This is a genomic window from Streptomyces sp. NPDC006314 (assembly GCF_040613075.1).
Taxonomy (GTDB): Bacteria; Actinomycetota; Actinomycetes; order Streptomycetales; family Streptomycetaceae; genus Streptomyces.
On the sequence record NZ_JBEXRL010000016.1, the window covers coordinates 114,827 to 140,467 of the forward strand.

General features: G+C 72.3%; 24 protein-coding genes. 11 read left to right on the plus strand and 13 right to left on the minus strand.

Going from position 1 to position 25,641, the window contains the following annotated elements; all coding sequences use genetic code 11:
* The first annotated feature begins 41 nt into the window (after positions 1-41).
* The 3 genes from ABZ079_RS26620 to ABZ079_RS26630 all read left to right on the plus strand — a co-directional run bounded on the left by ABZ079_RS26620 (position 42) and on the right by ABZ079_RS26630 (position 2,908).
* The gene (locus ABZ079_RS26620) at positions 42-1,091 is read left to right on the plus strand and encodes a serine/threonine-protein kinase (protein ID WP_356941967.1); all 1,050 of its coding nucleotides are present in this window, start codon (positions 42-44) and stop codon (positions 1,089-1,091) included.
* A 163-nt stretch (positions 1,092-1,254) separates the two neighbouring features.
* Positions 1,255-1,821, plus strand: a complete 567-nt coding sequence (locus ABZ079_RS26625; RefSeq protein ID WP_356941968.1) for a hypothetical protein — start codon at positions 1,255-1,257, stop codon at positions 1,819-1,821.
* 508 nt (positions 1,822-2,329) lie between these two features.
* On the plus strand, positions 2,330-2,908 hold the full coding sequence (locus tag ABZ079_RS26630) for a hypothetical protein (protein WP_356941969.1): 579 nt from the start codon (positions 2,330-2,332) through the stop codon (positions 2,906-2,908).
* 81 nt (positions 2,909-2,989) lie between these two features.
* On the opposite strand, the gene ABZ079_RS26635 is transcribed toward ABZ079_RS26630, so the two are convergent.
* Together ABZ079_RS26635 and ABZ079_RS26640 are read right to left on the minus strand one after the other, a co-directional pair.
* Positions 2,990-5,350: a SpoIIE family protein phosphatase gene (locus tag ABZ079_RS26635; RefSeq protein ID WP_356941970.1), complete on the minus strand. Its 2,361-nt coding sequence runs from the start codon at positions 5,348-5,350 to the stop codon at positions 2,990-2,992.
* A 270-nt stretch (positions 5,351-5,620) separates the two neighbouring features.
* The gene (locus tag ABZ079_RS26640; protein WP_356941971.1) at positions 5,621-6,445 is read right to left on the minus strand and encodes a lysozyme; all 825 of its coding nucleotides are present in this window, start codon (positions 6,443-6,445) and stop codon (positions 5,621-5,623) included.
* 253 nt (positions 6,446-6,698) lie between these two features.
* On the opposite strand from ABZ079_RS26640, the gene ABZ079_RS26645 reads away from it, so the two are divergent.
* Complete coding sequence (locus ABZ079_RS26645; RefSeq protein WP_356941972.1) at positions 6,699-7,190, plus strand: MarR family transcriptional regulator; 492 nt, start codon at positions 6,699-6,701, stop codon at positions 7,188-7,190.
* Positions 7,191-7,206: 16 nt separating this feature from the next.
* Here ABZ079_RS26645 and ABZ079_RS26650 read toward each other — a convergent pair whose 3' ends face one another.
* Entirely contained in the window at positions 7,207-7,995 is a 789-nt protein-coding gene (locus ABZ079_RS26650) for a protein phosphatase 2C domain-containing protein (protein WP_356941973.1), read from the minus strand.
* A 384-nt stretch (positions 7,996-8,379) separates the two neighbouring features.
* Between ABZ079_RS26650 and ABZ079_RS26655 the strand changes: the two genes are divergently transcribed.
* From ABZ079_RS26655 to ABZ079_RS26675, 5 genes are read left to right on the plus strand one after another with little or no spacing between them, the layout of a single operon-like run.
* A complete protein-coding gene (locus ABZ079_RS26655) occupies positions 8,380-11,370 on the plus strand; it encodes a nitrate- and nitrite sensing domain-containing protein (RefSeq protein ID WP_356941974.1) in 2,991 nt (996 codons plus the stop codon).
* The gene (locus ABZ079_RS26660; RefSeq protein WP_356941975.1) at positions 11,367-11,870 is read left to right on the plus strand and encodes a roadblock/LC7 domain-containing protein; all 504 of its coding nucleotides are present in this window, start codon (positions 11,367-11,369) and stop codon (positions 11,868-11,870) included. Before ABZ079_RS26655 ends, ABZ079_RS26660 begins: the two co-directional genes overlap by 4 nt.
* Positions 11,867-12,274 (plus strand): DUF742 domain-containing protein, encoded by a 408-nt coding sequence (locus ABZ079_RS26665; protein ID WP_356941976.1) that lies wholly within the window; start codon positions 11,867-11,869, stop codon positions 12,272-12,274. Before ABZ079_RS26660 ends, ABZ079_RS26665 begins: the two co-directional genes overlap by 4 nt.
* Positions 12,255-12,911, plus strand: a complete 657-nt coding sequence (locus ABZ079_RS26670; protein WP_356941977.1) for an ATP/GTP-binding protein — start codon at positions 12,255-12,257, stop codon at positions 12,909-12,911. The genes ABZ079_RS26665 and ABZ079_RS26670 overlap by 20 nt, the downstream gene beginning before the upstream one ends.
* Positions 12,912-12,938: 27 nt before the next feature.
* Positions 12,939-14,192 carry a styrene monooxygenase/indole monooxygenase family protein gene (locus ABZ079_RS26675; RefSeq protein WP_356941978.1) on the plus strand — a complete coding sequence of 418 codons (1,254 nt, stop codon included), beginning with the start codon at positions 12,939-12,941 and terminating at the stop codon, positions 14,190-14,192.
* Positions 14,193-14,241: 49 nt separating this feature from the next.
* Here the strand turns inward: ABZ079_RS26675 and ABZ079_RS26680 are convergent, their stop codons facing one another.
* From ABZ079_RS26680 to ABZ079_RS26695, 4 genes are all read right to left on the minus strand, one after another.
* On the minus strand, positions 14,242-15,294 hold the full coding sequence (locus ABZ079_RS26680; protein WP_356941979.1) for an NlpC/P60 family protein: 1,053 nt from the start codon (positions 15,292-15,294) through the stop codon (positions 14,242-14,244).
* A gap of 112 nt (positions 15,295-15,406) precedes the next feature.
* Positions 15,407-15,709, minus strand: coding sequence for a hypothetical protein (locus ABZ079_RS26685; RefSeq protein WP_356941980.1), 303 nt, complete (start codon positions 15,707-15,709; stop codon positions 15,407-15,409).
* A gap of 10 nt (positions 15,710-15,719) precedes the next feature.
* Complete coding sequence (locus ABZ079_RS26690) at positions 15,720-16,370, minus strand: TetR/AcrR family transcriptional regulator (protein ID WP_356941981.1); 651 nt, start codon at positions 16,368-16,370, stop codon at positions 15,720-15,722.
* 64 nt (positions 16,371-16,434) lie between these two features.
* Positions 16,435-17,373, minus strand: a complete 939-nt coding sequence (locus ABZ079_RS26695) for a diiron oxygenase (RefSeq protein ID WP_356941982.1) — start codon at positions 17,371-17,373, stop codon at positions 16,435-16,437.
* Positions 17,374-17,496: 123 nt separating this feature from the next.
* Here ABZ079_RS26695 and ABZ079_RS26700 point away from each other — a divergent pair, with 123 nt between their 5' ends.
* Together ABZ079_RS26700 and ABZ079_RS26705 are read left to right on the plus strand one after the other, a co-directional pair.
* Positions 17,497-18,606 (plus strand): ferritin-like domain-containing protein, encoded by a 1,110-nt coding sequence (locus ABZ079_RS26700; protein ID WP_356941983.1) that lies wholly within the window; start codon positions 17,497-17,499, stop codon positions 18,604-18,606.
* A 59-nt stretch (positions 18,607-18,665) separates the two neighbouring features.
* Entirely contained in the window at positions 18,666-19,466 is an 801-nt protein-coding gene (locus ABZ079_RS26705) for a hypothetical protein (protein ID WP_356942024.1), read from the plus strand.
* Here the strand turns inward: ABZ079_RS26705 and ABZ079_RS26710 are convergent.
* From ABZ079_RS26710 to ABZ079_RS26735, 6 genes are all read right to left on the minus strand, one after another.
* Positions 19,450-19,944, minus strand: coding sequence for a DUF3291 domain-containing protein (locus ABZ079_RS26710; protein ID WP_356941984.1), 495 nt, complete (start codon positions 19,942-19,944; stop codon positions 19,450-19,452). The two genes, ABZ079_RS26705 and ABZ079_RS26710, sit on opposite strands and share 17 nt — an antisense overlap.
* 44 nt (positions 19,945-19,988) lie before the next feature.
* The gene (locus tag ABZ079_RS26715) at positions 19,989-21,446 is read right to left on the minus strand and encodes a penicillin-binding transpeptidase domain-containing protein (protein ID WP_356942025.1); all 1,458 of its coding nucleotides are present in this window, start codon (positions 21,444-21,446) and stop codon (positions 19,989-19,991) included.
* A gap of 23 nt (positions 21,447-21,469) precedes the next feature.
* The gene (locus ABZ079_RS26720) at positions 21,470-22,831 is read right to left on the minus strand and encodes an FtsW/RodA/SpoVE family cell cycle protein (RefSeq protein ID WP_356941985.1); all 1,362 of its coding nucleotides are present in this window, start codon (positions 22,829-22,831) and stop codon (positions 21,470-21,472) included.
* Between the two features lie 130 nt (positions 22,832-22,961).
* Positions 22,962-24,215: a HAMP domain-containing sensor histidine kinase gene (locus tag ABZ079_RS26725; protein ID WP_356941986.1), complete on the minus strand. Its 1,254-nt coding sequence runs from the start codon at positions 24,213-24,215 to the stop codon at positions 22,962-22,964.
* Positions 24,212-24,952, minus strand: coding sequence for a hypothetical protein (locus ABZ079_RS26730; RefSeq protein WP_356941987.1), 741 nt, complete (start codon positions 24,950-24,952; stop codon positions 24,212-24,214). The genes ABZ079_RS26725 and ABZ079_RS26730 overlap by 4 nt, the downstream gene beginning before the upstream one ends.
* A gap of 120 nt (positions 24,953-25,072) precedes the next feature.
* Complete coding sequence (locus tag ABZ079_RS26735) at positions 25,073-25,579, minus strand: protein phosphatase (protein ID WP_356941988.1); 507 nt, start codon at positions 25,577-25,579, stop codon at positions 25,073-25,075.
* Between the last annotated feature and the right edge of the window lie 62 nt (positions 25,580-25,641).

The following is a 25,641-nucleotide window of genomic DNA, read 5'->3' on the forward strand; positions in this document are numbered from 1 at the left end:
TGAGCAGGCGCGCGCAAGGATCAGATCGATAGAATTCGGGCGTGAGCGGGCAGGGTGGCGGGCCCTCCGATCTGATCGGGAGGGAGATCGCGGGCTACCGGGTCGAGCGCGAACTCGGCCGCGGTGGCATGGCCGTCGTCTACTGCGCCAAGGACCTGCGCCTCGGCCGGACGGTCGCCCTCAAGCTGCTGGCCCCCGAGTACACCCGCAACGACGCCTTCCGCCGCCGCTTCGCCCAGGAGTCGCGGGTCGCCGCCGCCATCGACCATCCCAACATCGTCCCCGTCTTCGAGGCCGGGGAGGCCGACGGGATCCTCTACATCGCCATGTGCTTCGTCTCCGGCCTCGATCTGCGCGCCCTGATCGACCGGGAGGGCCCGCTGCCGGTGGCCACCGCGCTGCGCGTCGCGGCCCAGCTGGCGTCCGCGCTCGACGCGGCCCACGCCCGTGACCTGGTGCACCGGGACGTCAAACCCGGCAACGTCCTGGTGGCCGAGGGCGTCGACAGCGACCATCCCGAGCACGTCTACCTCACCGACTTCGGGCTGGCGAAGAAGTCCCTGTCACTCACCGGATTCACCACCGCCGGCGAGTTCGTCGGCACCCTCGACTACGTGGCGCCCGAGCGGATCGCCGGCCGCCCGGTCGACGGCAGGTCCGACCTGTACAGCCTCGCCTGTGTGGTCCACGAGACCCTCACCGGTGCCCCGCCCTTCCACTGCGCGGACCACCTCGACCTGCTCTGGGCCCACCAGTACGACCCGCCGCCCGCGCTGAGCGAGGAGCGGCCGGACATCCCGCCGGCCGCCGACGACGTCCTCAAGCGGGCCCTGGCGAAGATCCCGGACGACCGCTACGGCTCCTGCCTGGAATTCGTGGCGGCCCTGCGCGCCGCGACCGGCGAGGTCAGCCCGCGCGGCCGTACGCCGACGCTGGTGGACCCCCGGGTGGCCACCGCCTCCGCGGATCCCGCGGCGGGCCCCTGTGGCGCCCCTTGCGCGGACACCCTGCTGGACTCCGGCCCGGTGCCCGAGCCGCCCGCCTGGGCCGGACCCGTCCTCAGGGGTCCGGCCGCCGGAAAGCGCAACTGATCCGCCACCGGTCCGCGCCCTGCTAGCGGGCGCATTCCACTCCGTCAAGTCCCGAGTCCTCGGAACGTGACCGCGCCACGCCGCTCCGGCCTACTTGAAGTGCGGGCCCCACCGGAAATACCGGAAACCGAAAAGGGCCCCACGCAATGAGGAGGAGCAAACCATGAAGCGCACGAACGAGAACCGTGATGAAAACCGTACGAAGCGGGGACTGCGTCTCGCGGCGAAGGCCGCTGCGGCCGCGGCCATCGCAGGAGGAGTGATGCTGCCGGCCGTCACGGCGACGGCGGCCCCGATGCCGCAGTCGTCGGCGGTGGCCCAGGCACTGACCGGCCACGACAAGGACCATCACCACAAGGACTACAGGGATCACTGGCACTACAAGCACCACAACGAGGACCACGACAAGGGCCACCGCAACGACCACGACAAGGACCACTCGGACCACCACAAGGACCACAACAAGGGCAAGGAGACCGACAAGGGCAAGGGAGGCACCGGTGGCAACGGCGGCAACGGCGGCAACGGTGGGGTCCAGGGCGGCGACGGCGGCAACGGCGGTAAGGGCGGCACGACCGGCGGTGACGGTGGTGACGGCGGCGCCGGGGGTGTCCTGGGCGGTGCCGGCGGCAACGGCGGCGACGGCGGGACCACGGCCGGTGACGGCGGCGACGGCGGGGCCGGCGGTGTCGTAGGCGGCAACGGCGGCGACGGCGGCAACGCGGTCTGAGCGACGGAACCGGCGGCCCGGGCGGAATCAGGACGCCCGGGCCGCTCCGTCTCGCACCCATCTCCCCAGGAGAAGCCCATGTCCAGGAGTCTCTGGCGGCGAGCGGTCCGCCTCGTGGCCGCCACCCTCGCCCTCACGGCGGGCGCCGGGTGCGTCGCCCGGGCCGCGCCGGGCCCCGCGCCCCAGCAGCGGCCCCCCGCCCGCCACACCGCCCAGGCCCCGGCCGGCTCGGAGGACTGCGGCTCGGGCGGATCCGGCGGCCAGGGCGGCGACGGCGGTGAGAGCGGCCGCCCCGGTGAGCCCGGCAAGCCCGGTACACACGCCTGCGACCGGTACGCCGATCTGCCGGACAAGCCCAAGGACGCCCTCACCCTGGCCGACAAGGTCCGTGTCGTGCTGGTCCTACCTCAATGCCGACTGGTCCGCGCTGATGGTCAACGGCTGACACGAAAGAGACCGGAAAGAAACCCGGAAAACATCCACGAAAAAGACCGGAAAAGAGAGCCCCATGCATCACGACACCCGCAAGAACTCCCTGGCCGCGGCCGCCGCCATCGTTTTTTTCGCCGTCGGCGGCGCGCTGGTCCCGGCGGGCTCGGTCGTCGCGGCACCGCACGGCCGCGCCGATCCCGTCAGCGTCGCGGTGGACAAGCATCACGACCGCCACCAAGGCCACGACAACCATGACGACCGCGACGACGACCGGCACGATCGCCGTCACCGGCACCGCCACGGACACCACGACGACGATCACCGCTGGTCCGACGACGACGGCGACTGCCGGCGGGGCGACGGCGGCGACGGCGGCAACGGAGGCGACGGAACGGGCACCACCCCTGTCTGTACGGCTCCGGGCCAGAGCGGCACCGGGGGCGCGGGCGGGCGCGGCGGCCGGGGCGGCTGCGGCGGCCGGGACGGCGGCGACGGGCGCGGCGGCAACGGTGGCGGTGGCGGCGGGGCTCCCTGCCCCGAGCCGACCCCGGACCCGGCCCCGCCCGGCACGGACGGCGGGGACCATCGCCCCGACCCGGGATCCGCCCCCGAAGCTCCCGCCGGGGACGACTCCGGAGGTGTCGTCGTCAAGTGAGACCGGCCGGACCGGCCCACCGGACCAGCCGACCGCCCCGCCGCATCCCGCGGCGGGGCGGTCGGCACGCGGGTCAGGTACTCACAGCGTCGTGACCGACTGCTCCGCCCACACCGTCTTGCCGACCCGGTCGTGCCGGGTGCCCCAGTGCTCGGCGAGCTGGGCGACCAGCAGCAGACCCCGGCCACCCTCGTCGAAGATCCGGGCCCGCCGCATGTGCGGGGTGGTGCCGCTGGAGTCGTACACCTCGCTGATCAGCTTGTCGCCCTGGTGGATCAGCCGGAGCCGGATGGGTGGGCGGCCGTAGCGGATGGCGTTGGTGACGAGCTCGCTGACCATCAGCTCCGTGGTGAACGCGACCTCGTCCAGGCCCCACCCGGACAGCTGCTCGCGGGCGTGGCCGCGGGCGAGGGAGACGACGCTGGGCTCGTTGTCCAGCTCCCAGGAGGCGACCCGGTCCTGGTGCAGGGCCCGGGTACGGGCCACCAGCAGGGCGATGTCGTCGTCGGGGCGATGGGACAGCAGCTCGGAGAGCACCCGGTCGCAGACGGAGTCCAGCGACTTCGCGGGGCGGCCCAGCGCGGCGAACATCTTGTCCAGCGCCTCATCGATGTCATGCTTGCGGGCCTCGAACAACCCGTCCGTGTAGAGGGCCAGCAGACTGCCCTCGGGCAGTTCGGTCTCGACGGCCTCGAAGGGCAGCCCGCCGAGCCCGAGCGGCGGTCCCGCGGGCACGTCGAGGAAGCGGACGGTGCCGTCCGGGGTGACCACGGCCGGCGGCGGATGACCGGCCCGGGCCACGGTGCAGTGGCGCGAGACCGGGTCGTAGACCGCGTACAGGCAGGTGGTGCCGATGCCGCCGGCGGTCTCGGCGGCCGGGTCCGCGCTGCCCTCGTCGGCGGCGAGCCGCAGGACCAGGTCGTCGAGGTGGGTGAGGAGTTCATCGGCCGGCAGGTCGACGTCGGCGAGGGTGCGCACCGCCGTGCGCAGCCGGCCCATGGTCGCGGAGGCGCGGATGCCGTGGCCCACCACGTCGCCCACGACGAGCGCCACCCGGGCCCCGGACAGCGGGATCACGTCGAACCAGTCACCGCCCACACCGGCCCGGGTCGCGGCGGGAAGATAACGGGTGGCGATCTCCAGGGCCCCCTGGTCGGGCAGCGTGTGCGGCAGCAGGCTGCGTTGCAGGGCCATCGTGGTGGTGCGGGCCCGCGGGTAGGCGCGGGCCTGCTGGATGCCGGTGGCCGCCTTGGTCGTGAACTCCTCGGCGAGCCGCAGATCCTCCGGGCCGAACGGCGCCCGGTCCCGGTGGCGGCCGAAGAGGGCCACGCCGAGGGTGTCGCCCTGGGCGAGCAGCGGCACCGCGAGCAGCGACCGGGCGCCGGACGCGCGCAGCCACGAGGCGCCCGGATCCAGCGCCGCCCACTCGGCGACGGCCGGGTCCGTCGTGTCGTACAGGAGCGGACGGCCCGCCGTCAGGCAGCGCGCCGGAGGGGAGTCCGCCGGGCAGACGATCGCCTCGCCCACGCCGGTGCCGTACCCGGGCCCGTCGCCGTCCGGGACCGCGCGCAGGGCGGCGCGGCGCAGTACGACCGGGCCCGGCCGCGCGGCAGGGTCCTCGGCGCCGGTACGGGGGGAGTCGAGCAGGTCGACCGCCATGACGTCGGCCAGCCGGGGGACCGTGACCTCGCCGAGTTCCTGCGCGGCACGGGCCTGGTCCGCCACCACGCCGACGCGCGAGCCGGTCTCACCGGAGGGGCGCTGCCGTGCCGCGGAATCCTGGGCGGGCTGCTGTGTGGACAGGCAGACGGCCCGCACCCGGCCGCCGGCGTCCTTGAGGGGGGTGAGGACGGCGGCACGGCCCAGCTCCGGGCCGAGGCGGACGCGCACCTCCTGCGGCCGTCCGGACTCAAGCGCCGGCCGCATCGAGCGCTCGGTCTCCTCGCTCGCCGCACCGGGCACGATGTGGGCGAGGCGCAGCCCGCGCATCGCCGCCTCGGGCAGGGCGAGGGCGTGCTCCATCCGGCGGTTGGCGCGCACCAGCCGCAGATCCGCGTCGAAGATGGCCAGCGGGAAGGGCGACTGCAGGAACGTCCACTCCTCCAGCGGCTCGCCCCGGGGCGGCTGGGACCGGGCCGTCACGGCGCTCACCACCAGCCACTCGGTGACCCCCGTGGCCGAGGTCCGCCGGTGCGCCAGCACGCCCAGCTCCAGGCACCGGCCGTCCCGGTGCCTGAGCGGCACGGTGCCGTTCCAGCGTTCCCGCCCGGCCAGCGCCCGCCGGACCGCCGCGCCGTCGGTGGCGAGCAGCGCGGTGGCGGGCCGTCCGACGACGGCCGAGGAGTCGTAGCCGAGCAGCCGCCGGGCGCCCTCGCTCCAGTTCGTGAGGACGCCGCGCTCATCGATGGTGGCCGTGGCCGTGTACGTCGACTGTCGCTCCATCGCCGCTCATCTCGCCTTGCTCGGCAGGCTCTCCCTGACCAGCATGATCCCGGCCGGCGCGGAGCACCAACGCAGGGACGGGCGGAGAGAAGGGGGACCTGAGGAGAGGGGCGGAGAGTCTCCCTGGGCCTGTGACCCCTGCCTCGCACGACAGGGGTCACGGCGCGGGCGGCTCACCGCGGAGCCGGGCCTGCACCCGGTCCAGGGACCCGTTGCCGTGCTTGTCCGGGGTACCCCGGGGCCCCCGGCCGGGCGGGTCTCGCGCCGGCGCTAGCCGTTGGCCAGGGCCTGCACCCGGTCCAGGGCCCCGTTGAACTTGTCGTGGTCGCCGACGGTCGGGCCGGAGGAGGTGTACTGCCACATCGTGTAGTACGACCAGCCGGCCGGCAGCGTCCCCGGGTCCGAGGCGTAGCGGGCGATCCACAGGGGGTTGTTCACGGCGAAGCCGCCGTAGTTGCCGGTGCACTGGGTCCACCAGCTGGTGGCGGTGTAGATCACGGGGTACCGGCCGGTGCGCGCCTTGTAGGCGTTGATGAAGTCGGCGATCCAGCTGACCATCTGGCTCGCCGTCTTGCCGTAGCAGGCGGCGCCGTAGGGGTTCCACTCGATGTCGAGGGCGCCGGGCAGGGTCTTGCCGTCCCGGGACCAGCCGCCGCCGTGGTCGACGAAGTAGTTGGCCTGGGTGGCGCCGCTGGTGGTGTCCGGGGTCGCGAAGTGGTAGGCGCCGCGGATCATGCCCACGTTGTAGGAACCGTTGTACTGCTGGGCGAAGTACGGGTTCGTGTAGTACGTGCCCTCGGTGCCCTTCGTGTACGCCCAGCGCACTCCGCTGCTCCACAGGGTGGACCAGGCGACGTTGCCCTGGTGACCGGAGACGTCCACGCCCTCCGTCTGGGTGGCGTCACCCTTTCTGGGCGTGCCGTTCCGGCCGTCGTGCGCGAGGACGCCCATGCCCATGCGGGCGGAGCCGCGGCTGGGTGTGGTCGCGGCCTGGGCGGAGGTGAGGGGAACCGTGAGGGCGAGCGCCGCGAGCAGGGCCGTGACAAGGACGGCGAGGGGGCGCGGGCGGATGGGGACAGGTCTGTGCACGGGCATGACGTGCCTCCGGGGGAGTGAGGTGGGGAGACCGTGGCGGTGGCCGTTGAGGTGGGGGGGGGGGGGGGCCGGCACCACTGGCGTGGGCATGCCATTGGTTGCCCGATAAAGAAGCTACGCACGTAGATGACGGCGTGGGAAGGGGGTCCGGACGCCGCCGTTGGTCTACGCCTGCGAAATACTTACGGAGCTGCGGCAATGACGACAATTGACGGAAACTTTCAGGACCGCGAAACCGATCAGAGGTGCTGACGTGCACGAGGACGGAAACGGCGACGCACATCGCGTCGCCGGCCAGGTGGCGCCCAGTGGTGCAGACCAGGAATTCCTGGAACTGGAGCGCGAGTTGACCGTGCTGCTCCGGCGCGCCCGGGCCAACCAGGGCGAGATGGCCCGCGAGGTCCACCCCGACCTGGAGTCCGCCGCGTACGGACTGCTCATCCGGCTGGACGAGCTGGGCGGCCAGCGGGCCACCGAACTCGCCGCCTACATCGGCGTCGGCAAGGCCACCATGTCCCGCCAGCTGCGCGCCCTGGAGGACCTGGGCCTGATCGCCCGCCAACCCGACCCCGCCGACGGCCGCGCCTGGCTCGTCACCCTCACCGACGAGGGGCGCGGCCGGGTCGGCAAGGTCCGCGAGGCCCGCCGTGCCCGCTATGTCAGCCAGCTCGCCCACTGGGACCGCCGCGAGGTCGCGGAACTGGCCCGGCTGCTGCACCAGCTGAACGGCGTCATGGAGAGATAGACCCCTTCGTGGGGCCTCACAGCTCCACGTACACCACCGTCGCGTCGTCGTGCGTCTTGCTCCGCCCCAGGAACGCCCGCTCCTCCCGGTCCGCCGTCTCCAGCTCCCGTACCCGCTCGACCAGCGACCGGGCACCCTCCTTCGCGACCACGTCGAACAGGGCCGTCCAGTCGCCCTCCTGGAACTTCTCCGTCCAGCGGGTCGCGCCGTCCGTCAGCGCGGCCAGCGCGCGGACCTCGCGCCGGGGCAGGGTGCCGGTGACCGCGCGGGCGGCCACCGAGGGGTCGGCGGCCGCGGTGAAGAAGCCGCCCTCCTTGTTGCGCAGGGTGGCGTCCACCAGGGCGTCGGTGGCGAGCGCGGAACGGGGAAGCCGGTCCAGCCGGTCGTCCAGCACCGGGGTGACCGTGCCGTCGGTGCCCCGCAGCAGCAACGCCGAATCCGACAGCACCAGGTACTCGACCGTGTCGGCGGACCAGCGGGTCAGGACGACGGTTGCCTGAGGCGTCCGCGGGTGAGAAAGCTCACAGGTGTCCGCATGCGCCTCGGCGGTGCGCCCGATCGCCCGCTCGAGAATCTCCGGGAGCGTCAGATCTCGGCAGGAAAGGGTCAGTTCGGTCAGTGCGCCGCCGAGCCGCGCGGTGAACCAGGGAACGGAATGCAGACAGCCCGTCGTGCCGCTGGGTGGCGTCACCCCGTCCAGGACGACCACACAACCTCCCTGTCCGGAGGCGGGTAGTCCGACCCCGGCGAAGTCCTCGTTGGGGCGAACGGCGGTGCCGGGTTCCGAGACGAGATCAGTGCGCATCCGGCCAGTCTGCACCAGGCCTTCACAGGCTTCGCCGAAGGCTGGCAAGCGCCGTCGGACAAGCACGACTCCGCAGGTCAGGCGCCTGTTTTGGGGGGGATTGAGCCACTCCGGGAAGGCGTGGTGGCGAATACTGCCAAAGCCTGCCGCGTGCGTCCAACCGGCCCGCCGCACAAGAGCACCGCACGCGCCAGAGGAACTTGCCCGCCAACTCCCCTCCGATGTTCACTCCTTCGGGTGGCGGGTCAGGTGATGCGCGACCACTGCCCACCGGCGCTGGGAGGGTCGGGAACCGTACGAACCGGGTGTACGCACCACTTGGCACCGACATGGCGGGGCGCCACCCGGGCCCCTGGGTATACGAGTTCAGGATTGCGAGCACCGGTGCAGAAGAAGCGGCCTCGGCGCACAGGCAGGCAGACGGCCCCCGCGGGGACCGACCCGCAGACCCCCGTGGGCACCGGCCGCCCCACCCATGTGCGCACCCGGCTGATCGTCGCCGTCGCCGTGGTGGCCGCCGCCGTCGCGGGGGCGGGCGCGCCCGCCCTGCTCACCGCCTCCCAGGACGTCAGCGACTCCCAGGAGCTGGTGACGCTGGCCGCCCGCACCCAGGACGCGCTCTCCCTCGCCCACTCGCTCGCCGACGAGCGCGACGAGGTCACCTCCTACATCGCGGCCGGCCGCCCCAAGTCCAAGGCGCCCTCCGAGGACCGCGGCGCCCGCGTGGACCGTCAGGTCGAGGACCTGCGCGCGGACACCGACACCCCGGCGAGCCTGCGCACCGACCTCGACACCATCGCCGCCGTCCGCCGGGCCGCACTCACCGGCAAGAGCACCGCCCTCCAGGCCCACCAGGCCTACTCGGCGACGATCACCGAACTGCACCGGCTCGCCGGGCAACTGGCCGAGCAGATGCCTCCCCGGGCCGGCTCCGGCACCTACGCGCTCGCCGAGCTGGACTCCGCGGTCCAGCAGTCCGCCGCCGCCCGCGGCCTGCTGCTGGCCGCGCTGAACGTCCCGTCGAGCACCCAGACGGTGATCAGCCCCACCACCGGTCTGCCGACCAGGACCGCCACCACGACGGAGGCGGACGGGAAGCAGCGCGACGCCCTCACGGCCGTCGCCCAGCAGACCCGTCTGCGCGCCGACGCGGCCCTCGCCGACTTCCGCGGGACCGCCCCCAAGGCGGCCGTGGACTCCTACGACTCCACGGTCACCGGCCCGGAGGTCAACTCCGCCGAGAAGTACCTCGCCACGCTCACCGACCAGCCGACCCTGGCCGACAGCGAGCTGACCACCAGCACCAAGAAGCTGGACGCGGCCCTGTCCGCCCGCGTCGACCTGATGCGCGGCGCCGAGTCCGCCCTCTACGACCACCGCACCAAGGACCTCGAGAAGCTCCGGGACGACGACGTCACCGCCCTGGAGATCCGCATCGCCGTCCTCGGCACCCTGATGCTGGTGGCGATCGGTATCGCGACCGCCATGGCCCGCACCCTCACCCGCCCGCTGTCCGTCCTGCGCCGCGGCTCGGCCCGCCTCGCGGAGTCCGAGGACCCCGCGGCCCAGGAACCGATCACCTTCACCGGCCGCAACGACGAGTTCGCCCAGGTGGTCCGCTCGGTCAACGCCCTCCACACGCACGCGGTCGCCCTCCACGAGCGCGTGGCCACCCTGGAGACCGACCGCAAGCACCTGGTCGGCCAGCGGCAGAAGATGGCCGACGCCCGCGAGGACCTCCGCGCCGAACTCGCCGAGTCCGCGGCTCAGCTGGAGCGGCTGCGCACCAGCATCGGCGGCACGTTCGTCAACCTCGCGCTGCGCACGCTCGGCCTGGTCGAGCGCCAACTGGCGGTCATCGAGGGACTGGAGGAGCGCGAACAGGACCCCGAGCGCCTCGCCACGCTCTTCAAACTGGACCACTTCGCCACGGTCATGCGCCGCCACAGCGAGAACCTCCTGGTCCTCGCGGGCACGGAGCACGTCCAGCAGCACCACGGCCCGGTCCCGCTGGTCGACGTGGTCCGCGCGGCGGTCAGCGAGATCGAACGCTACGAACGCGTCCGCATCGCCGCCCTCCCGCCGCACGCCCATGTCGCGGGCTTCGCCGCCGACGACCTCTCCCATCTCCTGGCCGAACTCATGGAGAACGCCACTTCGTTCTCCCCACCGGACCTGCCCGTCGAGGTCTCCGGCTGGCTCCTGGAGTCCGGCGAGGTCATGCTGTCCGTCCAGGACGAGGGCATCGGCATGGCGAGCGACCGCCTGGACCGCCTCAACTCGCGCCTCGCCGACTTCGACCCCGAGTCCCCCTACGACCAGGAGGGCGAGGACGGCCTCGGGCTCGGCCTCTACGTCGTCGCCCGCCTCGCCCACCGCCACGGCGTCCGCGTCCAGCTGCGCGAGCAGAAGCAGGGCGGCATCGCCGCGGTCGTGGTCCTGCCCGCGCCGCTGCTCGCCGAGGCCCCGCCCGCCGCCCTCCCGTCCCAGACCACGCTCCCGGGTGGCACGGCCACCTTCTCGCTCCCCGGCGCCCACGCCGAGGTCAACTCCAACGTGCTCCACGGCCGCACGAAGGACGGCGACCCCTTGGTCGCCCTGGCGGAGAAGGCCGTACGGGGCGCCTCCGACGACCCGACGCGCAACCGGAACACGGACGCCCCCGACACCCCGACCGCCCACACCACCCGGGACGCCTCCGACGCCTCGCCCGAGCACACGGCCCAGGACGCCTCCGAGGCCTTGGCTGAGGAAGGGCCGCAGGGCACGGACGCCGGCTGGGCCGGGCCGGCGGTACGGGACACCGCCGACGCCTCGGCCGAGCAGGTGGAGAAGGACACGGCCGACAGCCCGTTGGACCAAGCCGTGCACGAGCAGGCCGGGTCGGGCGCCGAGCGGGCGGAGACCCGCCCGAAGGCCCCGTTGGAGACCCACGCCGAGACGACGATGGAGCTGCTGCTCCCGGATCCGCCGGCGCAGCCCACGGACGGCATGCCCCGCATCCCGGCGGCCGCCGGCGGCGAGGACGCCCCACAGGGGCCACCCGCACCCGACGGTGAAGGCCGCATGGATGGCGTGGGGGGGAACGACCACGCCGAAGGCGAAGCCGAGGCGGAGGACCAGGTCACCAGCAAGGGCCTCCCCAAGCGCACACCCAAGATCACCGAACCCGCCGCACCGCCCCGCCCGCGCAGCGGAAGCATCGACGCCGACGCCCTGCGCCGCAGGCTCGGCGGCTTCCGCCGAGGCGCGGAGGCCGGCTACCGCGACGTGGAGACGGAGATCGCCGAACAGACGGCCGGCCACCAACGGCCGACGAGCTACGCACACGCCGAAGAAGCCACGGGGGGCACAGCCGAGGAGGCAAGCAGTTGACCGCGCCCAGTACCTACGGACTGAGCAGTGAAGCCCGCAACCTGCACTGGCTGCTGACCAACCTGGTCGAGGAAGTACCCGGCATCCAGTCCGTCGCCGTGGTCTCCTCCGACGGTCTGCTCCTGCTCTCGTCCGACCCGGGCCGCACGGAGGAGGCCCGCCAGGCCCGCGGAGTCAAGCACGGCGGCCCCCGCGGCTCCTCCGCCGACCTCGCCACCATCGTCTCCGGCATCGCCAGCCTCACCGTCGGCGCCGCGAAGCTGATGGAGTTCGGCGGGGTCAAGCACTCGATGGTCGCGATGGAGGAGGGCAGCCTGTTCGTGATGTCGATCAGCGACGGCTCGCTGCTCGGCGTACACGGTTCCGCCGAGTGCGACATGAGCGTGGTGGCGTACCACATGGCCCTGTTCGTGGGCCGCGCCGGCCATGTCCTCACCCCGGAACTCCGGTCGGAACTGCGGCAGTCGCTGGAGTCCTCGTCGACCGGGAGCGCCCGATGAGCGGCACGCCGAAACTCCCGGTCCGCGGCGGCGGCCGCAAACCGGCCCGCGTCCGCCCGTACTCGCTCACCGGCGGCCGTACCCGCTTCGGCCACGTCCTCCTCGTGGAGACGTTCGTGGCCGCGCTGGAGGCCCCCGCGGAGCGCAGGGAACTGACGAACGGCTCCCTCACCACCCGGGTCATGCCGGAGATGCGGGCCATCGTCGAACTGTGCCGCCGTATGCGAACGGTGGCCGAGATCGCCGCGCTGCTGAAGATGCCGCTCGGCGTGGTCCGCGTGCTCCTGAGCGACCTCGCGGACCAGGGAAAGATCCGTGTGTACGGCACCGGAACCGGTCATGGCACCGGCCGCCCGGACCGCGCTCTGCTGGAAAGGGTGCTGAGTGGACTCCGTCGTCTCTGACGCCGCCTCCGCCGTCGGAGGCAACCCCCTCGCCGCCGGATACGCCGAGCCCGACGAGGACCTGAAGTCCTGGCAGACGGACCGCACCCGGGCCCCCATCGCCACGAAGATCGTGGTGGCCGGGGGCTTCGGCGTCGGCAAGACCACGCTGGTCACCTCCGTCTCGGAGATCACGCCCCTGCAGACCGAGGCGCTGATGACCGAGGCCAGCGAGGGCACCGACGACCTGTCCGCCACGCCGGGCAAGCTCACCACCACCGTGGCCATGGACTTCGGCCGCATCACGCTCGACGACGACCTGGTGCTCTACCTGTTCGGCACGCCGGGCCAGCAGCGGTTCTGGTTCATGTGGGACGACCTGGTGCGTGGCGCGATCGGCGCCGTCGTCATGGCCGACACCCGCCGTCTGAAGGACTGCTTCCCGGCGCTGGACTACTTCGAGAGCTGCGGACTGCCGTACGTCGTCGCGGTCAACCACTTCGACGGCAGCGAGCGGTTCGAGCCGGAGGACGTACGGGAGGCGCTGACGATACCCGCGCACATCCCTGTCATGATCATGGACGCGCGGCGGCGGATCTCGGTCATCGAGACCCTCCTGGCCCTGGTGGCCCACGCGCTCGACGAAACCCCCGAGTAGTCCTCACCCGTAGGAGACACCACCCGCATGCGGAAGATACTCGTCGTCGGAGCCGGCCAGTCCGGACTCCAGCTCGCCCTCGGCCTGCAGTCGCACGGCTACGAGGTCACCCTGATGTCGAACCGGACCGCGGACGAGATCCGCTCCGGCCGGGTCATGTCGACGCAGTGCATGTTCGACACGGCCCTGCAGCACGAGCGTGATCTCCAGCTGAACTTCTGGGAGTCCCAGGCCCCGAAGATCGAAGGACTCGGTGTCTCGGTGGCGGCCCCCGGTTCGCACGACCCGGGCCCCACCCAGCGGGCCATCGACTGGGTGGGCAGGCTGGACGGGTACGCGCAGTCGGTCGACCAGCGGGTGAAGATGGCCGGCTGGATGGAGACCTTCGCGCAGCGCGGCGGCCAGCTGGTCATCCACGGCGCGGCGGTCGGCGACCTCGACTACTTCTCCCGCACCTACGACCTCGTCCTGGTCGCGGCGGGCAAGGGCGAGCTGGTGTCGATGTTCGCCCGTGACCCGGAGCGCTCCCCGTACACCGAGCCGCAGCGCGCCCTCGCGGTGGCGTATGTCCACGGGCTCGGCCCGCGCCCGGAGCACCCGGAGTTCGACGCGGTCCGCTGCAACCTGGTCCCCGGGGTCGGCGAGCTGTTCATCATGCCGACCTTCACGACCTCCGGCCGCGCCGACATCCTGTTCTGGGAGGGCATACCCGGCGGCCCGCTCGACGTCTTCAACGGCGTCAAGGACCCGGCGGAGCACCTCTCCCTGACCCTGGAACTCATGGAGAGGTTCACGCCCTGGGAGTACGCGCGGGCGACGAAGGTGGAACTGACGGACGCCGGTGGCACGCTGGCCGGCCGGTACGCGCCGACCGTCCGCAATCCCGTCGGCCGCCTGCCCGGCGGCGGTCTGGTCCTGGGTGTGGCCGACGTGGTCGTCGCCAACGACCCGATCACCGGACAGGGCTCCAACTCCGCGTCCAAGTGCGCGGCCGCCTACCTCGCGTCGATCCTGGAGCGGGGGGACAAGCCGTTCGACGAGGAGTGGATGCGGAGTACGTTCGACCGGTACTGGGCCACGGCCCAGCATGTCACCAAGTGGACGAACGCGATGCTGGCGCCGCCGCCGGAGCACGTCCTGAACCTCATCGGGGCCGCGGGGCAGCTGCAGCCGGTGGCTGATCGTTTCGCCAACGCCTTCGACGATCCGGCGGACTTCGAGAACTTCTTCTACGACCCGGAGAAGACCCAGGCCTACCTGGCTTCGGTTTCCGGGGCCTGATCGCCGTGGGGCGTGGGGCGTGGGGCGCCGGCGGCCGCGGATCCGCCGGTCAGACAGGGCCCCGCGTCCCAAGGGGGTCATCCGGGCGTACCGCGCCGAGCACCGGATAGGACGCCAGAGGTGAGACCTTGACGTTCTCCCCAGGGCGTGGCGCCTGTACCACCCTGCCGCCGCCCACGTACATCGCCACGTGGGTCGCCTCGGGGAAGTAGATGACCAGGTCGCCCGGGCGGAGTTCGTTCAGCGGGACCCGCTTGAGCTGTTTCCACTGCTCCTGACTGGTGCGGGGGATCGGTGTGCCCGCATGCTCCCAGGCCTGGGAGGTCAGGCCCGAGCAGTCGTACGCCGAAGGGCCCTGCGCGCCCCACTGGTACGGCTTGCCGAGCTGGTCCATGGCGTAGCGGACGGCCCGGTCGCCCTCGGTGGAGGCGGGGCGATCGGCGGGGAGGGCACCGGCGGTGGTGAGTTTCCGCTGGGCCTCGGTGACTCCCTGCTGTTCCAGACGGGCGACCGCGGCGAGCTGGGCGGGTGTGAGGGAGGCCAGCAGGCGTTCGACGTCCCCCAGCTTGGCCTGGACCGCGTCGCGCTGCTTCTTCTGCCGGCCGGCGAGGGTGAGCTGGGTGTCGAGCGCCTTGCGGGCCGCCCGCGCCAGGGTGTCCCGCCGCTTCTCCGTGGCGGTCAGCCGGGCCACCGCCCGGGCCCGCTCGCGCGTCAGCTCGCCGATGACATGCCCCTCGTCCAGCGCGTGCTGCGGGTCCCGGGCCAGGAGCAGGCGGATGTAGGGGCCGAGGCCGGTGCTGTTCTGGTACTGCTGCCGGGCCAGGCGGCCGGCGTCGGTCCGGCTGTCCCGCAGGGCGAGGCGGGTACGGGCCAGTTCGCCGTCGAGGCGGGCCACCGTGGCGCGCTGCTGCTTCAGCTTCTCCGCGGTGGCGTTGTAGGTCTCGGTGGCCTGTTCGGTCTGCCGGTAGATCTGCTGAAGGTCCGTCAGCAGCTGTGCGACGGAACGCTGCGGTTCCGGTGCGGCCACGGCGGGTACGGGCGCGAGGACGGCCTGGGCCGCCACCGCTGCCGTACAGGCCAGGCGCAGAAGTCTTCCTGACACGCCATCACCTCCGATGCGGGGAGAGCGGAGTCTCCGACTCCCATCACAAAGTGATAATCAGACGTGTCGGTGCGGGGTGTCCGCGAAGCCTGCGCGGTTCGGCGCAAGCCTTTCACCCGTCCGGGTCGCCCGGCTTGCCGGACGGCGTGGTGTCCGGCCTGGACCAGGGCCACCTGAGCTTGCCGCCGGAGGTGTCGTCGGGGTCGTACCGGTACTTCCACCCCTGGACCAGCCCCAGCCGCCGGCTGTGCCCTCGGGGCACGCGGCGGTAGACGAGCACCGTCGGCGGGCCGCCTTCCGGGTCGGGGACGGGGATGCGGTACGTCTTCGGTGGGTGCCCGGTGGGGCCGAGCAGGACGGGCAGTACGCGCCCGTCCATCGGGCCGCCCTCGAAGGGGGTGTGCTGACTCTTCACGGCTCCAGTCTCAGCCTTCCTCGGCGAGTGCGCCGACAAGGACGGCCGTCTGCGGGTCACGGCCCGCGGTGACGGTGAGGACGGCCACGAACTGCTCCACCAGCCAGTCCCGCAGCTCCTCCACCGGGGGCTGCTTGTCCTCGTCCAGCCACATCAGCGAGGCCGCCTCCACGGCCGTGATCCACATCCGGACGGTCATGCGCAGGCGGGGGCCGGGGTCGGTGACGCCGAGGTGGCTGAAGATGTGCTCGGCGGCGGCCCGGCGCACCCCGTCCACGATGGCGGTCGTCCGGGACGTCTCCACCACGCTGCCGCCCTGCAGCAACGCGCTGAAGCCGGTGTCGTGTCCGTCCACGAAGGCCAGATAGCGGTCCAGGGCGCGGGACAGCCGGGGCAGCAGCGGGCCCTCGCGGGCCTCGTCGAAGCACTGCTGGAGCTCCTCGGCGGCGGAGCGCAGCGCGGCCTCGTACAGCTGCTGCTTGCCGCCGGGGAAGTACCGGTACACCAGCGGACGCGAGACCCCGGCCGCCTCCGCCACGTCGTCCAGCGACACGTCCTCGGGAGCGCGGTGCGCGAAGAGCGACAGGGCGGCGTCGAGGAGCTGGCTGCGACGCTCCTCGACACTGAGCCGACGGTAGGCGGGGGTGGCGGCCGGGGTCATAAGCCGCAGCCTAGTCGCCGCGGGGGTGCGGGTCGCCGGCGGCGGGACGAACCCGCAGCCTGCGTCAAGCCAGCAGCCCCGAGGACCTCCACAGCCGCCGGCCGACACCTCGCAGCACCCCGATGTCGTCCAGGAAGTCCGTCAGCCGCCTCGCGCCCGTCTGCATGACCTCCCGCCGGTGGGCACTCGCCTTCACCTGCGCCATGGCCTCCCGCCTGTCGAGGCCGACGTTCGTGTACACGGCGGGGTTGACGAAGGCGACCGAGAACACCCGCGCGAACTCCCCGGAGGTCACCCGGGTGAACTCCTGGGACCACCTGGGGGCGGTCACCATCTGGCGCCGCAGCTCCTCGCGCGCGTACCGGACATGGCGCGCCTCCTCGGCCACGTGGATGCGCGTGACGCCCCGGATCAGGGGCTGGACCCGCTCGTCGGGGAAGGTCAGCCGCTGCATCCAGTCCAGGACCTCCTCGCCGAGCAGCGTGGCGGTGAAGGAGCCGGGAGTCGTCGAGACGGTCTTGAACAGGCGGCCCAGGTTCTGGTGGGCGCGGCTGACGGGGTACCACGGGGTGCCGCCGTGCGAGATCAGCCGCGCGAACATCTTCGAGTGCCGGCACTCGTCCTCGATCTCGGTGAGCGCGTACCGCACGTGCGCGCTCGTCGCCGCCTTGTCGTAGATGTGCCGGACGAGCAGCTGCATGAGGATGATCTCGAACCAGATGCCGAGCGAGGCGAGCGCCGCCGCCTCGTGCCGGGAGAGCAGGAGGCGCTGTTCCTCGCTCATCCGCCTCCACATCGGGGTGTCGTACAGCGACACGAGCTCCGGCGGCCAGAACCACTTGCCCTCCTCGAAGGGCGCGTCCCAGTCCAGCTCCTTGTCCGGGTCGAAGGAGTGCTTGGCGGAGGAGGCAAGCAGCCGTTCGGCCACCTGCTCCCGGTCCTTGAGCAGGCCGAGCGCGTCGCGCAGACCGTCCAGCGCGTCCGCTTCCGTCAGGGTCGTCATGGCTCCCTCACCTCGTTACCCGGGGGTAGTCGTCCTGCCACTTATGAGACTGCCTGTCAGCAAGCTCGTCAATCCCTTGCGCATGACTTGTTGACTCCGCGTCTACGTGTGAGCCTGCGAGGTATGCCGACCCATGACCTGTACGCCAACGATCCCGGAGACTCCCCCTGGCAGGTGCCCGCGAGCGGCGCGGCCCGGTTCAGCTGGGAGTACGACGACGGCCGCGAACGACTGCTCGCCCTGTACCAGAAGGGCAAGGACAAGCAGTGGGACGGGAACAAGCGCATCGACTGGGACCTGGAGGTCGACCCGTACGACGCGCTCGGCACCCCCGAGGAGGCGATGTCCCTGTACGGCACGGAGTACTGGGACAAGCTCACCGAGAAGGACAAGGGGGAGCTGCGCCGGCACTACGCCTCCTGGCAGTTCAGCCAGTTCCTGCACGGCGAGCAGGGCGCGATGATCTGCGCGGCGCGGATCGTGGAGTCGGTTCCCGACCTGGACGCCAAGTTCTACTCCGCGACCCAGACGATGGACGAGGCCCGGCACGCGGAGATCTACGGCCGGTTCCTGCACGAGAAGATCGGGCTGGTCTACCCGATCAACGACAACCTCCAGTCCCTCCTCGGCGACACCCTGCGCGACAGTCGCTGGGACATGCCGTACCTGGGGATGCAGGTACTGATCGAGGGCCTCGCGCTGGCCGCGTTCGGCATGATCCGGGACACCACGAACAAGCCGCTGCCCCGGCAGATCCTGACGTACGTCATGCAGGACGAGGCCCGGCACGTGGCCTTCGGCCGGATGGCGCTCCGGGACTACTACAGGCAGCTCACCGACGCCGAGCGGCGCGAGCGCGAGGAGTTCGTCATCGAGGGCTGCTACCTGATGCGCGACCGGCTGCGCGGGGTGGAGGTGCTGGAGAACTTCGGCATCCCCAAGGCCGAGGCGGAGGCGCTGAGTGAGCGCTCGGAGTTCCTCCGGCTGTTCCGCAGGCTGCTGTTCAGCCGCATCGTGCCCTGCGTCAAGGACATCGGCCTGTGGGGCAAACGGCTGCAGCAGGCCTATGTCGACATGGGCGTCTTCGAGATGGGCGACTCCAACCTGGACCTGCTGATGGCGCAGGACGAGGAACTGGCGGAGCAGCTGGACGCCGAGCGGTTCGCCGCGGAGGAGCGGGAGCGGGTGGCCGAGGTGCGGGAGGCGATCGACTCGGCGGCGGAGGAGGCCTGACCGGAACGGGGTGCGGTGCCGGCGCCCTCACCCGCGTGCAGTAGCGTGCTGGCGTGTCCATGCCTCCGCCGCAGCATCCGAACCAGCCGCAACCCCCGTACGGGCAGCAGCCCCCGCAGGCCGCCCCGGGCCCGTACGGCTCCCCGTACCCCCAGCAGCAGCCGTACCCTCCCCAAGCGCCCCACCCCCAGCAGCCCTACCCCGCCTGGGGCACGCCGCCCATGGCCCCGCCCCCGAAGAAGCGCCGGGTCGGCCTGGTGCTCGGGATCGTGGGCGGTGTGATCGCGGCGGGCGTCGCGGTGCTCATCCTGATCGGGACGCTGGCCGAGAGCGGCTTCCCCGAGGCCGAGAACAAGCTCACCCTCCCCAAGACCCTGGTCGACGGGAAGTACGAACTCGGCCAGGACCTCTCCGGCTCCGAGGGCCAGAAGATCGAGAGTGAGGCCGACGGGGCCTGGGACGCCAAGGACATCCATGGCGTGGTCGGCAGCTACACCCTCGGTGGCGACGAGAACAAGGGCACCCTGGTGATCTCGGGCATGTACGGCCGGTTCAAGAACACCAAGGCGGCCCGCCGGAACATGATGAAGGGCGCCGCCGAGGGTGACGGCGCCACGGTCGCCGTACCGGCGAAGGACTTCGACCTGGACGTCACGATCAGCTGCCAGGTGCTGACCCAGAACCAGCTCGGCACCAAGATCACCTTGCCCATGTGTGCCTGGGCCGACGGCAACACGGGCGCCACGGTGGCCGAGGTGACCACGGAGGGCGTGTCGCAGGACCCGTCGGAGGTGGACCTCGAGGCGCTCGCGCGGCAGACCCTCAAGATCCGCTCCGAGACGGTCAAGCCGATCGGCTGACCGTCACCGCCTCCCCGGCCTCCTCGGGCGGGAAGGACGCCCGCAGCGTGAAGGCGTACGGCGTCGCGCCGTGCGCCCTCAGGTGCAGCAGCCGGTCCTCCGCCTCGGCGACCGTCGGGCGGTGACCGGCCGGCACCCACCACAGGACGGTCACCGCCTCCTCGAGCCGCTCGAACCACTCCCTGCGCCGGGACAGCAGATCCCGGTGCAAGCCCTGGTACATGAACGCGGTGAGCGCGTCGGTGTCCCGCCACACCGACATGTTGACGATCAGCCACTCGTCACCGAGGACGGGAATATCGGTCGCGTTGCCGGAGTCGCTCTGCAGGCGCCAGACGAAGCCGTCCGAGGCGTCCGCCACCGCGTTCACGGGGTCGAGGGCGTCGACGAAGTCCTTCAACTCGGGGGAGTGCAGGGGAAACCTGAGCCGGGCGATGTTGACCTGGGCGAGTTCGTGGGCGGGTGCCGTATCCGTCATGACCGAAAGGTAGGGCGGCCCCGCCGGCTTCCGGCACCCTCGTCTCACAGACCGAGAACCGCCCGCATCACCTCCTGCGCGATCGGTGCCGCGTCCCCGCCGCCGCTGATCTCGCCCCGGTTCGCGGAGGCGTCCTCCACCACCACCGCGACCGCCACCCCCGGCTCCATGGCAGCGTCGGCCTGCGCCCAGGAGACGAACCAGGCGTACGGCACACCGGAGTTGCCCACCCCGTGCTGGGCGGTGCCGGTCTTGCCGCCGACCGTGGCGCCGGGAATGGCCGCCCGGGTGCCCGTGCCCTTCTCGACCACATCGGTCATCAGCTCCTTCAGCCGGGTGGCCGTGGACGGCCGCATCACCTGCCGCGCGGGATGCGCCCCCGGCCCGGCGACCGTCTCGCCGCCCCGCCGGGTGGTCCGCTCCACCAGGTACGGCGACCGCAGCCGGCCGTCGCCCGCGACGGCCGCCGCGACCATCGCCATCTGCAACGGCGTGGCCCGCGTGTTGTACTGCCCGATCGACGACAGCGCCAGCTGCGCCTTGTCCACGTGCCGGTCGAAGGTGCTGGGCGAGACGGAGAAGGGAACGCGCAGGCCGGTGTCGTTGAACCCGAACGCCCCTGCCATGGCCGCCATGTCCCGTACCCCCACGTCCACGCCCAGCTTGGCGAAGACCGTGTTGCAGGACCACTCGAAGGCCGTCCGCAGCGAGGCGTTCCCACAGCCGTCGGCCTCGTTGGTCAGCCGGGTCGTGGTGCCCGGCAGCCGGTACGGGTCGGGGGAGCTGGTCGGCGCGTCCGGATCGGCGACCACGCCCGCGTCCAGCGCCGCCGCCGCCGTGACCACCTTGAACGTCGACCCCGGCGGGTACGTCTGCCGCACCGCCCGGTTGAGCATCGGTTTCTCCGGGTCGTGGTTGAGCCGCGCCCACGCCGAGGCCACCGCCTCCCCGTTGCCGGACAGCGCCGAGGGGTCGTACGACGGGCTGGTCACCAGCGCCAGGATGCGGCCCGTGGCCGGCTCGATCGCGGCCACCGCGCCCTTGCGCCCGGCGAGCCCCCGGTACGCCGCCTCCTGTGCCTTCCGGTGCAGGGTCGTGACGACGTCGCCGCCCGGACTCCGCTTGCGCGTCACGTCGTTCCACAGGGGGAGCGGCGACAGCATCGGATCGGTGCCGGAGAGCACGCCGTCCGCCGCGTGCTCCAGGAAGGCGGTGCCGTACGTCTGTGAGGCGAAGCCGGTGACCGGCGCGTACAACGGACCGTCCCGGTAGGCGCGTTCGTAGCGCAGCTGCTCACCGGTGTCCACGGATCCGGTGACCGGCTCGCCGCCGACCAGGATGTCGCCGCGCGGCTGCTGGTAACGGGCGATCGTGGCACGGCGGTTGGCCGGGTTGTCGTCGTAGACACGGGACTGCACGAGCTGCACCCGGGCGGCGTTGACCAGCAGGGCCGCCAGCAGCAGGGCGCAGAACGCGCAGGCGTGCCGGATGTACCGGGCCATCGGCCGGCCGCCGGCGTAGTCGGTCACGGAGCCTCCCGCCCGTCGTACTGGCTGCGTGCCGAGTCGCTCACCCGGATCAGCAGCGCCACGATCGCCCAGTTGGTGACCACGGAGGAGCCGCCCTGAGCGAGGAACGGCATCGCCATGCCGGTCAGCGGGATCAGCCCGGTGACCCCGCCCGCGATCACGAACACCTGCAGCGCGACGATCGAGGCCAGCCCGACCGCGAGGAGCCGGCCGAACGGCTCGCGCAGGGCGAGCCCCGCCCGGTAGCCGCGCTCCACGAGCAGGGCGTACAGCAGGATGATCGCCGCGAGCCCCGCCAGGCCCAGCTCCTCGCCCGCGGTGGCCAGGATGAAGTCCGACTTGGTGGCGAAGCCGATGAGGATGGAGTGCCCGAGCCCGAGCCCGGTGCCGAGGAACCCGCCTGCCGCGAAGGCGAACAGGGACTGGGCGAGCTGGTTCGGGCCCTGCCCGGCCTCGATGGTGGCGAAGGGGTGCAGCCAGTCCTCGATCCGGCCGCCCACGTGCGGCTCGAGACGGCCGACGGCGAAGGCACCGAGCACGGCCAGCACCAACCCGACCGCGATCCAGCCGGTGCGCCCGGTGGCGACGTACAGCAGCACCACGAAGAGGCCGAAGAACAGCAGCGAGGTGCCGAGGTCGCGTTCCAGGACCAGCACGCCGACGCTCACCAGCCAGATCGTCACGATCGGGCCGAGCACCCGCCCGGTCGGGAACTGCATCCACCACACCCGGCGGCCCGTGTACGCCAGGGCGTTGCGGTTGTCCGCCAGATAGGCGGCGAAGAAGACGGCGAGCAGCACCTTCGCGAACTCGCCCGGCTGGATGGAGAACCCGGCGATCCGGATCCAGATGCGGGCGCCGTTGACCGCCGGGAAGAGGATCGGCAGCAGCAGGAGCGCCAGCGCCGCGACCACGCACACGTAGGAGTAGCGCTGGAGCAACCGGTGGTCGCGCAGGATCAGGACGACGGCGATGAACAGCCCCACCCCCAGCGTGGACCACACCAGTTGGGTGGGGGCGGCCCGGTCGCCCGGGGTCTCCAGGTCCAGCCGGTAGATCAGCACCAGGCCGAGGCCGTTGAGCAGCACGCCGATCGGCAACGGCAGCGGGTCGGCGTACGGCGCCCGGACACGGACCGCGAGATGCGCGAACAGGGCGAGGACGCCGAGTCCGGCGCCGTAGCCGACGGCACCGGGCGGGACGGTGCCGGTTCGCGCCAGCCCCACCGCGCAGTAGCCGTACACGGACAGCAGGACGGCCAGCACGATCAGGGCGAGTTCGATGCCTCGGCGCCGGGGGAGGCGTACGGCGGGTGCGGGAGCCTGGGCCGCCGCCACAGTGGTTCCGGCCTTCGTCATGCCCGGAACCTATCCAAATAGGGCGTCTTGTGTGCCGTGCCCGTCAGCACCAGCGTGGCGTGGGTCCGATGGCGCCGATGGGATCGCCACATCGGGAGGGGCACTCTCCGGCGCCCGCCACCGTGGTTCCTCAGGGGCCCGGGGCCGTGTGCGGCAACGTCAGGGTCGCCACCGCGCCCCCGTCCACCGCGTTTCCGAAGAACAGCCGCGCCCCCAGCACCTCCGCCTGCCCCGACGCGATGGTCAGACCGAGCCCGTGCCCCGTGGCACCGCCCTCGGTACGGAACCTTTGCGGCCCGTGCGCCACCAGGTACTCCGGAAAGCCGCCCCCGTGATCCCGCACGGTCACCACAGGCCCGTCCACCGTCAGCACCACCGGACGCCGTCCGTGCTTGTGCGCGTTGGCCACCAGATTGCCCAGCACCCGCTCCAGCCGCCGCCGGTCGGTCTCCACCCGCGCGTCCCGCACGATCCGCACCTCGGTGTCCGTGCCGGATGCCCGGACCACCCGCCCGGCCAGCGCCCCCAGTTCCTCGGTGTCCACCTCCAGCCGCTCCCGGCCGGTCTCCAGCCGGGAGATCTCCAGCAGGTCCTCGGTGAGCGTGCGCAGCGCCGCCACCCGGTCCTGGACCAGCTCCGTCGGCCGGCCCGGCGGGAGCAGCTCGGCCGCCGCGTGCAGCCCGGTCAGCGGGGTGCGCAGCTCGTGCGCCACGTCCGCGGTGAACCGCTGCTCGCTCAGCAGTTTGCTCTGCAGGGACGAGGCCATGGTGTCCAGGGCCGCCGCCACCGCGGCCACCTCGTCCGGCGGGCGCGTCGGGTCCTTCGTACGGGGGTCGTTCACCCGGGCGTCCAGGTCGCCGGCGCTGATCCGCCGGGCCACGCGCGCGGTGCCGTGCAGCCGCCGGGTCACCCGGGTCACCGCGAACACGCCGACCAGCACGGTCGCCCCGATCGCGAGCCCGGAGGACCACAGGATCGCGTTGTCGAGCCCGGCGATGGTGCGGGACTGCTGCGAGTAGTCGACCTCCACGGCGAGCGCCCGGTGCCCGGCGGCCGGGCCCGCCGCCCACATGGTCGGGCGTCCCTGGTGCGTCGAGACCATCGTGCCGCGCTTACCGCGCGCCGCCAGCGCCCGCAGCGGCGCGGGCAGCCCCTCGGGGTCCACTCCGGTGCCGGGCAGCAGCCGGTCCCCGGCCTCGTACGCCTCCGTGGCGTCCGCGAGCCGGGACAGCGCGAGGTGGCGGGCCTGGCCGACGGTCTGGTTGGTCACCGAGACGTGCACCAGGACGCCGAGCAGCGCGGCCAGCGCACAGCACATCACCGTGATGAACGCGGCCGCCTTCACGGCGAGCGCCCCGGCCCACTGAGGCAGCACGAGCCTCATCGCGCGCCCGCGGAGGAACTGGCCGCCGGGGACGGGGACGGGGACGGCGTCTTGCCGCGCCGGCCGTCTCCGACGTGCAGGTACTCGTCGCGGGAGAACGCCATGGCACGCTGCTCCGGGTCCCATACCCAGGTGGTGCGGTACTCGTAGCCGGAGATGTCGGCCGGGGAGCGCTCGATCAGCGCCCGGCCGGCCAGCTCCACCCCGATGATCGCGTCGTTGTCGGCCAGCACCTGCACCAGCGCGTGCTTCTCGACGGTGTAGACCCGCACCGCAGTCTGATTGGTCGGGTAGAGCCGGAAGCCGAGAGTCAGATCCGCCCGGCCGTCTCCGGTGAGGTCCCGGTAGTACGGCTTCAGCAGCGGGCAGCGCGCCTCGTCCCCGCCCGTGCGGCAGTTCTCCATCCGGTCCACCGTCGCGTGGTAGGCGCCCTTGGAGCCGTAGTCGTCGGGATGCGCCGTGATCTCCGCTTCGACGACGTCCACCGGGTCGACCTTCCGGATGTCGTCACCGGGGACCGTCACCCCCTTGACGGTCGCCCGGGTCGCCACGTCGTACGGGTAGGCCGGACTGGACGCCGGCCTGAGGTCAGGCCAGAGCCGGACGGGGCTGACGGCGGTCGGGGTGGCTCCGGCCCCCCGCAGCCCGCCGGTGTCCCCGCAGGCCGTCGCCGTCGCCGACAGCAGGGCGACGGCGGTCAGGGCGAGCGCGGTACGCGGGGGACGACGGGCTGGCACGGTGCTCCTGGGCGTCGGGGTCGGTCCCCCTCCACCTTGATTCAGGGGATTCGCGGGGAAGTGTTCTCAGATTCTCGGGGAGGTCCCTTTTGCGCATCCGGTGGCGCGCTGGGAGAGAGGCTACTCGGCCAGCTCCTCCAGCAGCCGCACGGTGGGCAGGCCCGCCCGGAGATACTCCACGAACAGCTGGTTGTGCAACGCCCACGCCGAGCGCCGGGCACGGATCAGCTGGATCGCCTCGTCGGGCGCGTGCCCGCGCTGAACCAGGGCGTGCACGATGACCAGACCCGAGCGGTTGTATCCGTGGTGGCAGCGCACGAGCACCCGGCGGCCCGCGTCCAGCGTCTCGTTCACCGCGCGGGCCAGCCGCATCACCCCGGCGAGCTGCGTGCCGTCCAGCGGACCGTCCGGAATCGGCCACACATGGTGCTCCACACCCGCGTCGGGCCCGTACCCCGACAGCCGCAGCAGCGACTGCACCACATCGAACTCGTCGCGCACGACGGCCAGCTCCAGCCGCCCCGAACGGCCCCGGAACTCGTGCCCGCCCATCCACAGGCCGGGCACGATCTCGCTCCACGGGCGCTCCGGAGCCGGTACGTCGGGCCGCTCTCCGCTGGTCCGCAACGGCGCCTCCCCAACTCCCTCACAAGGCCGCCCTCCAAGGTAACCGGTCTTGCCCCGGGAGC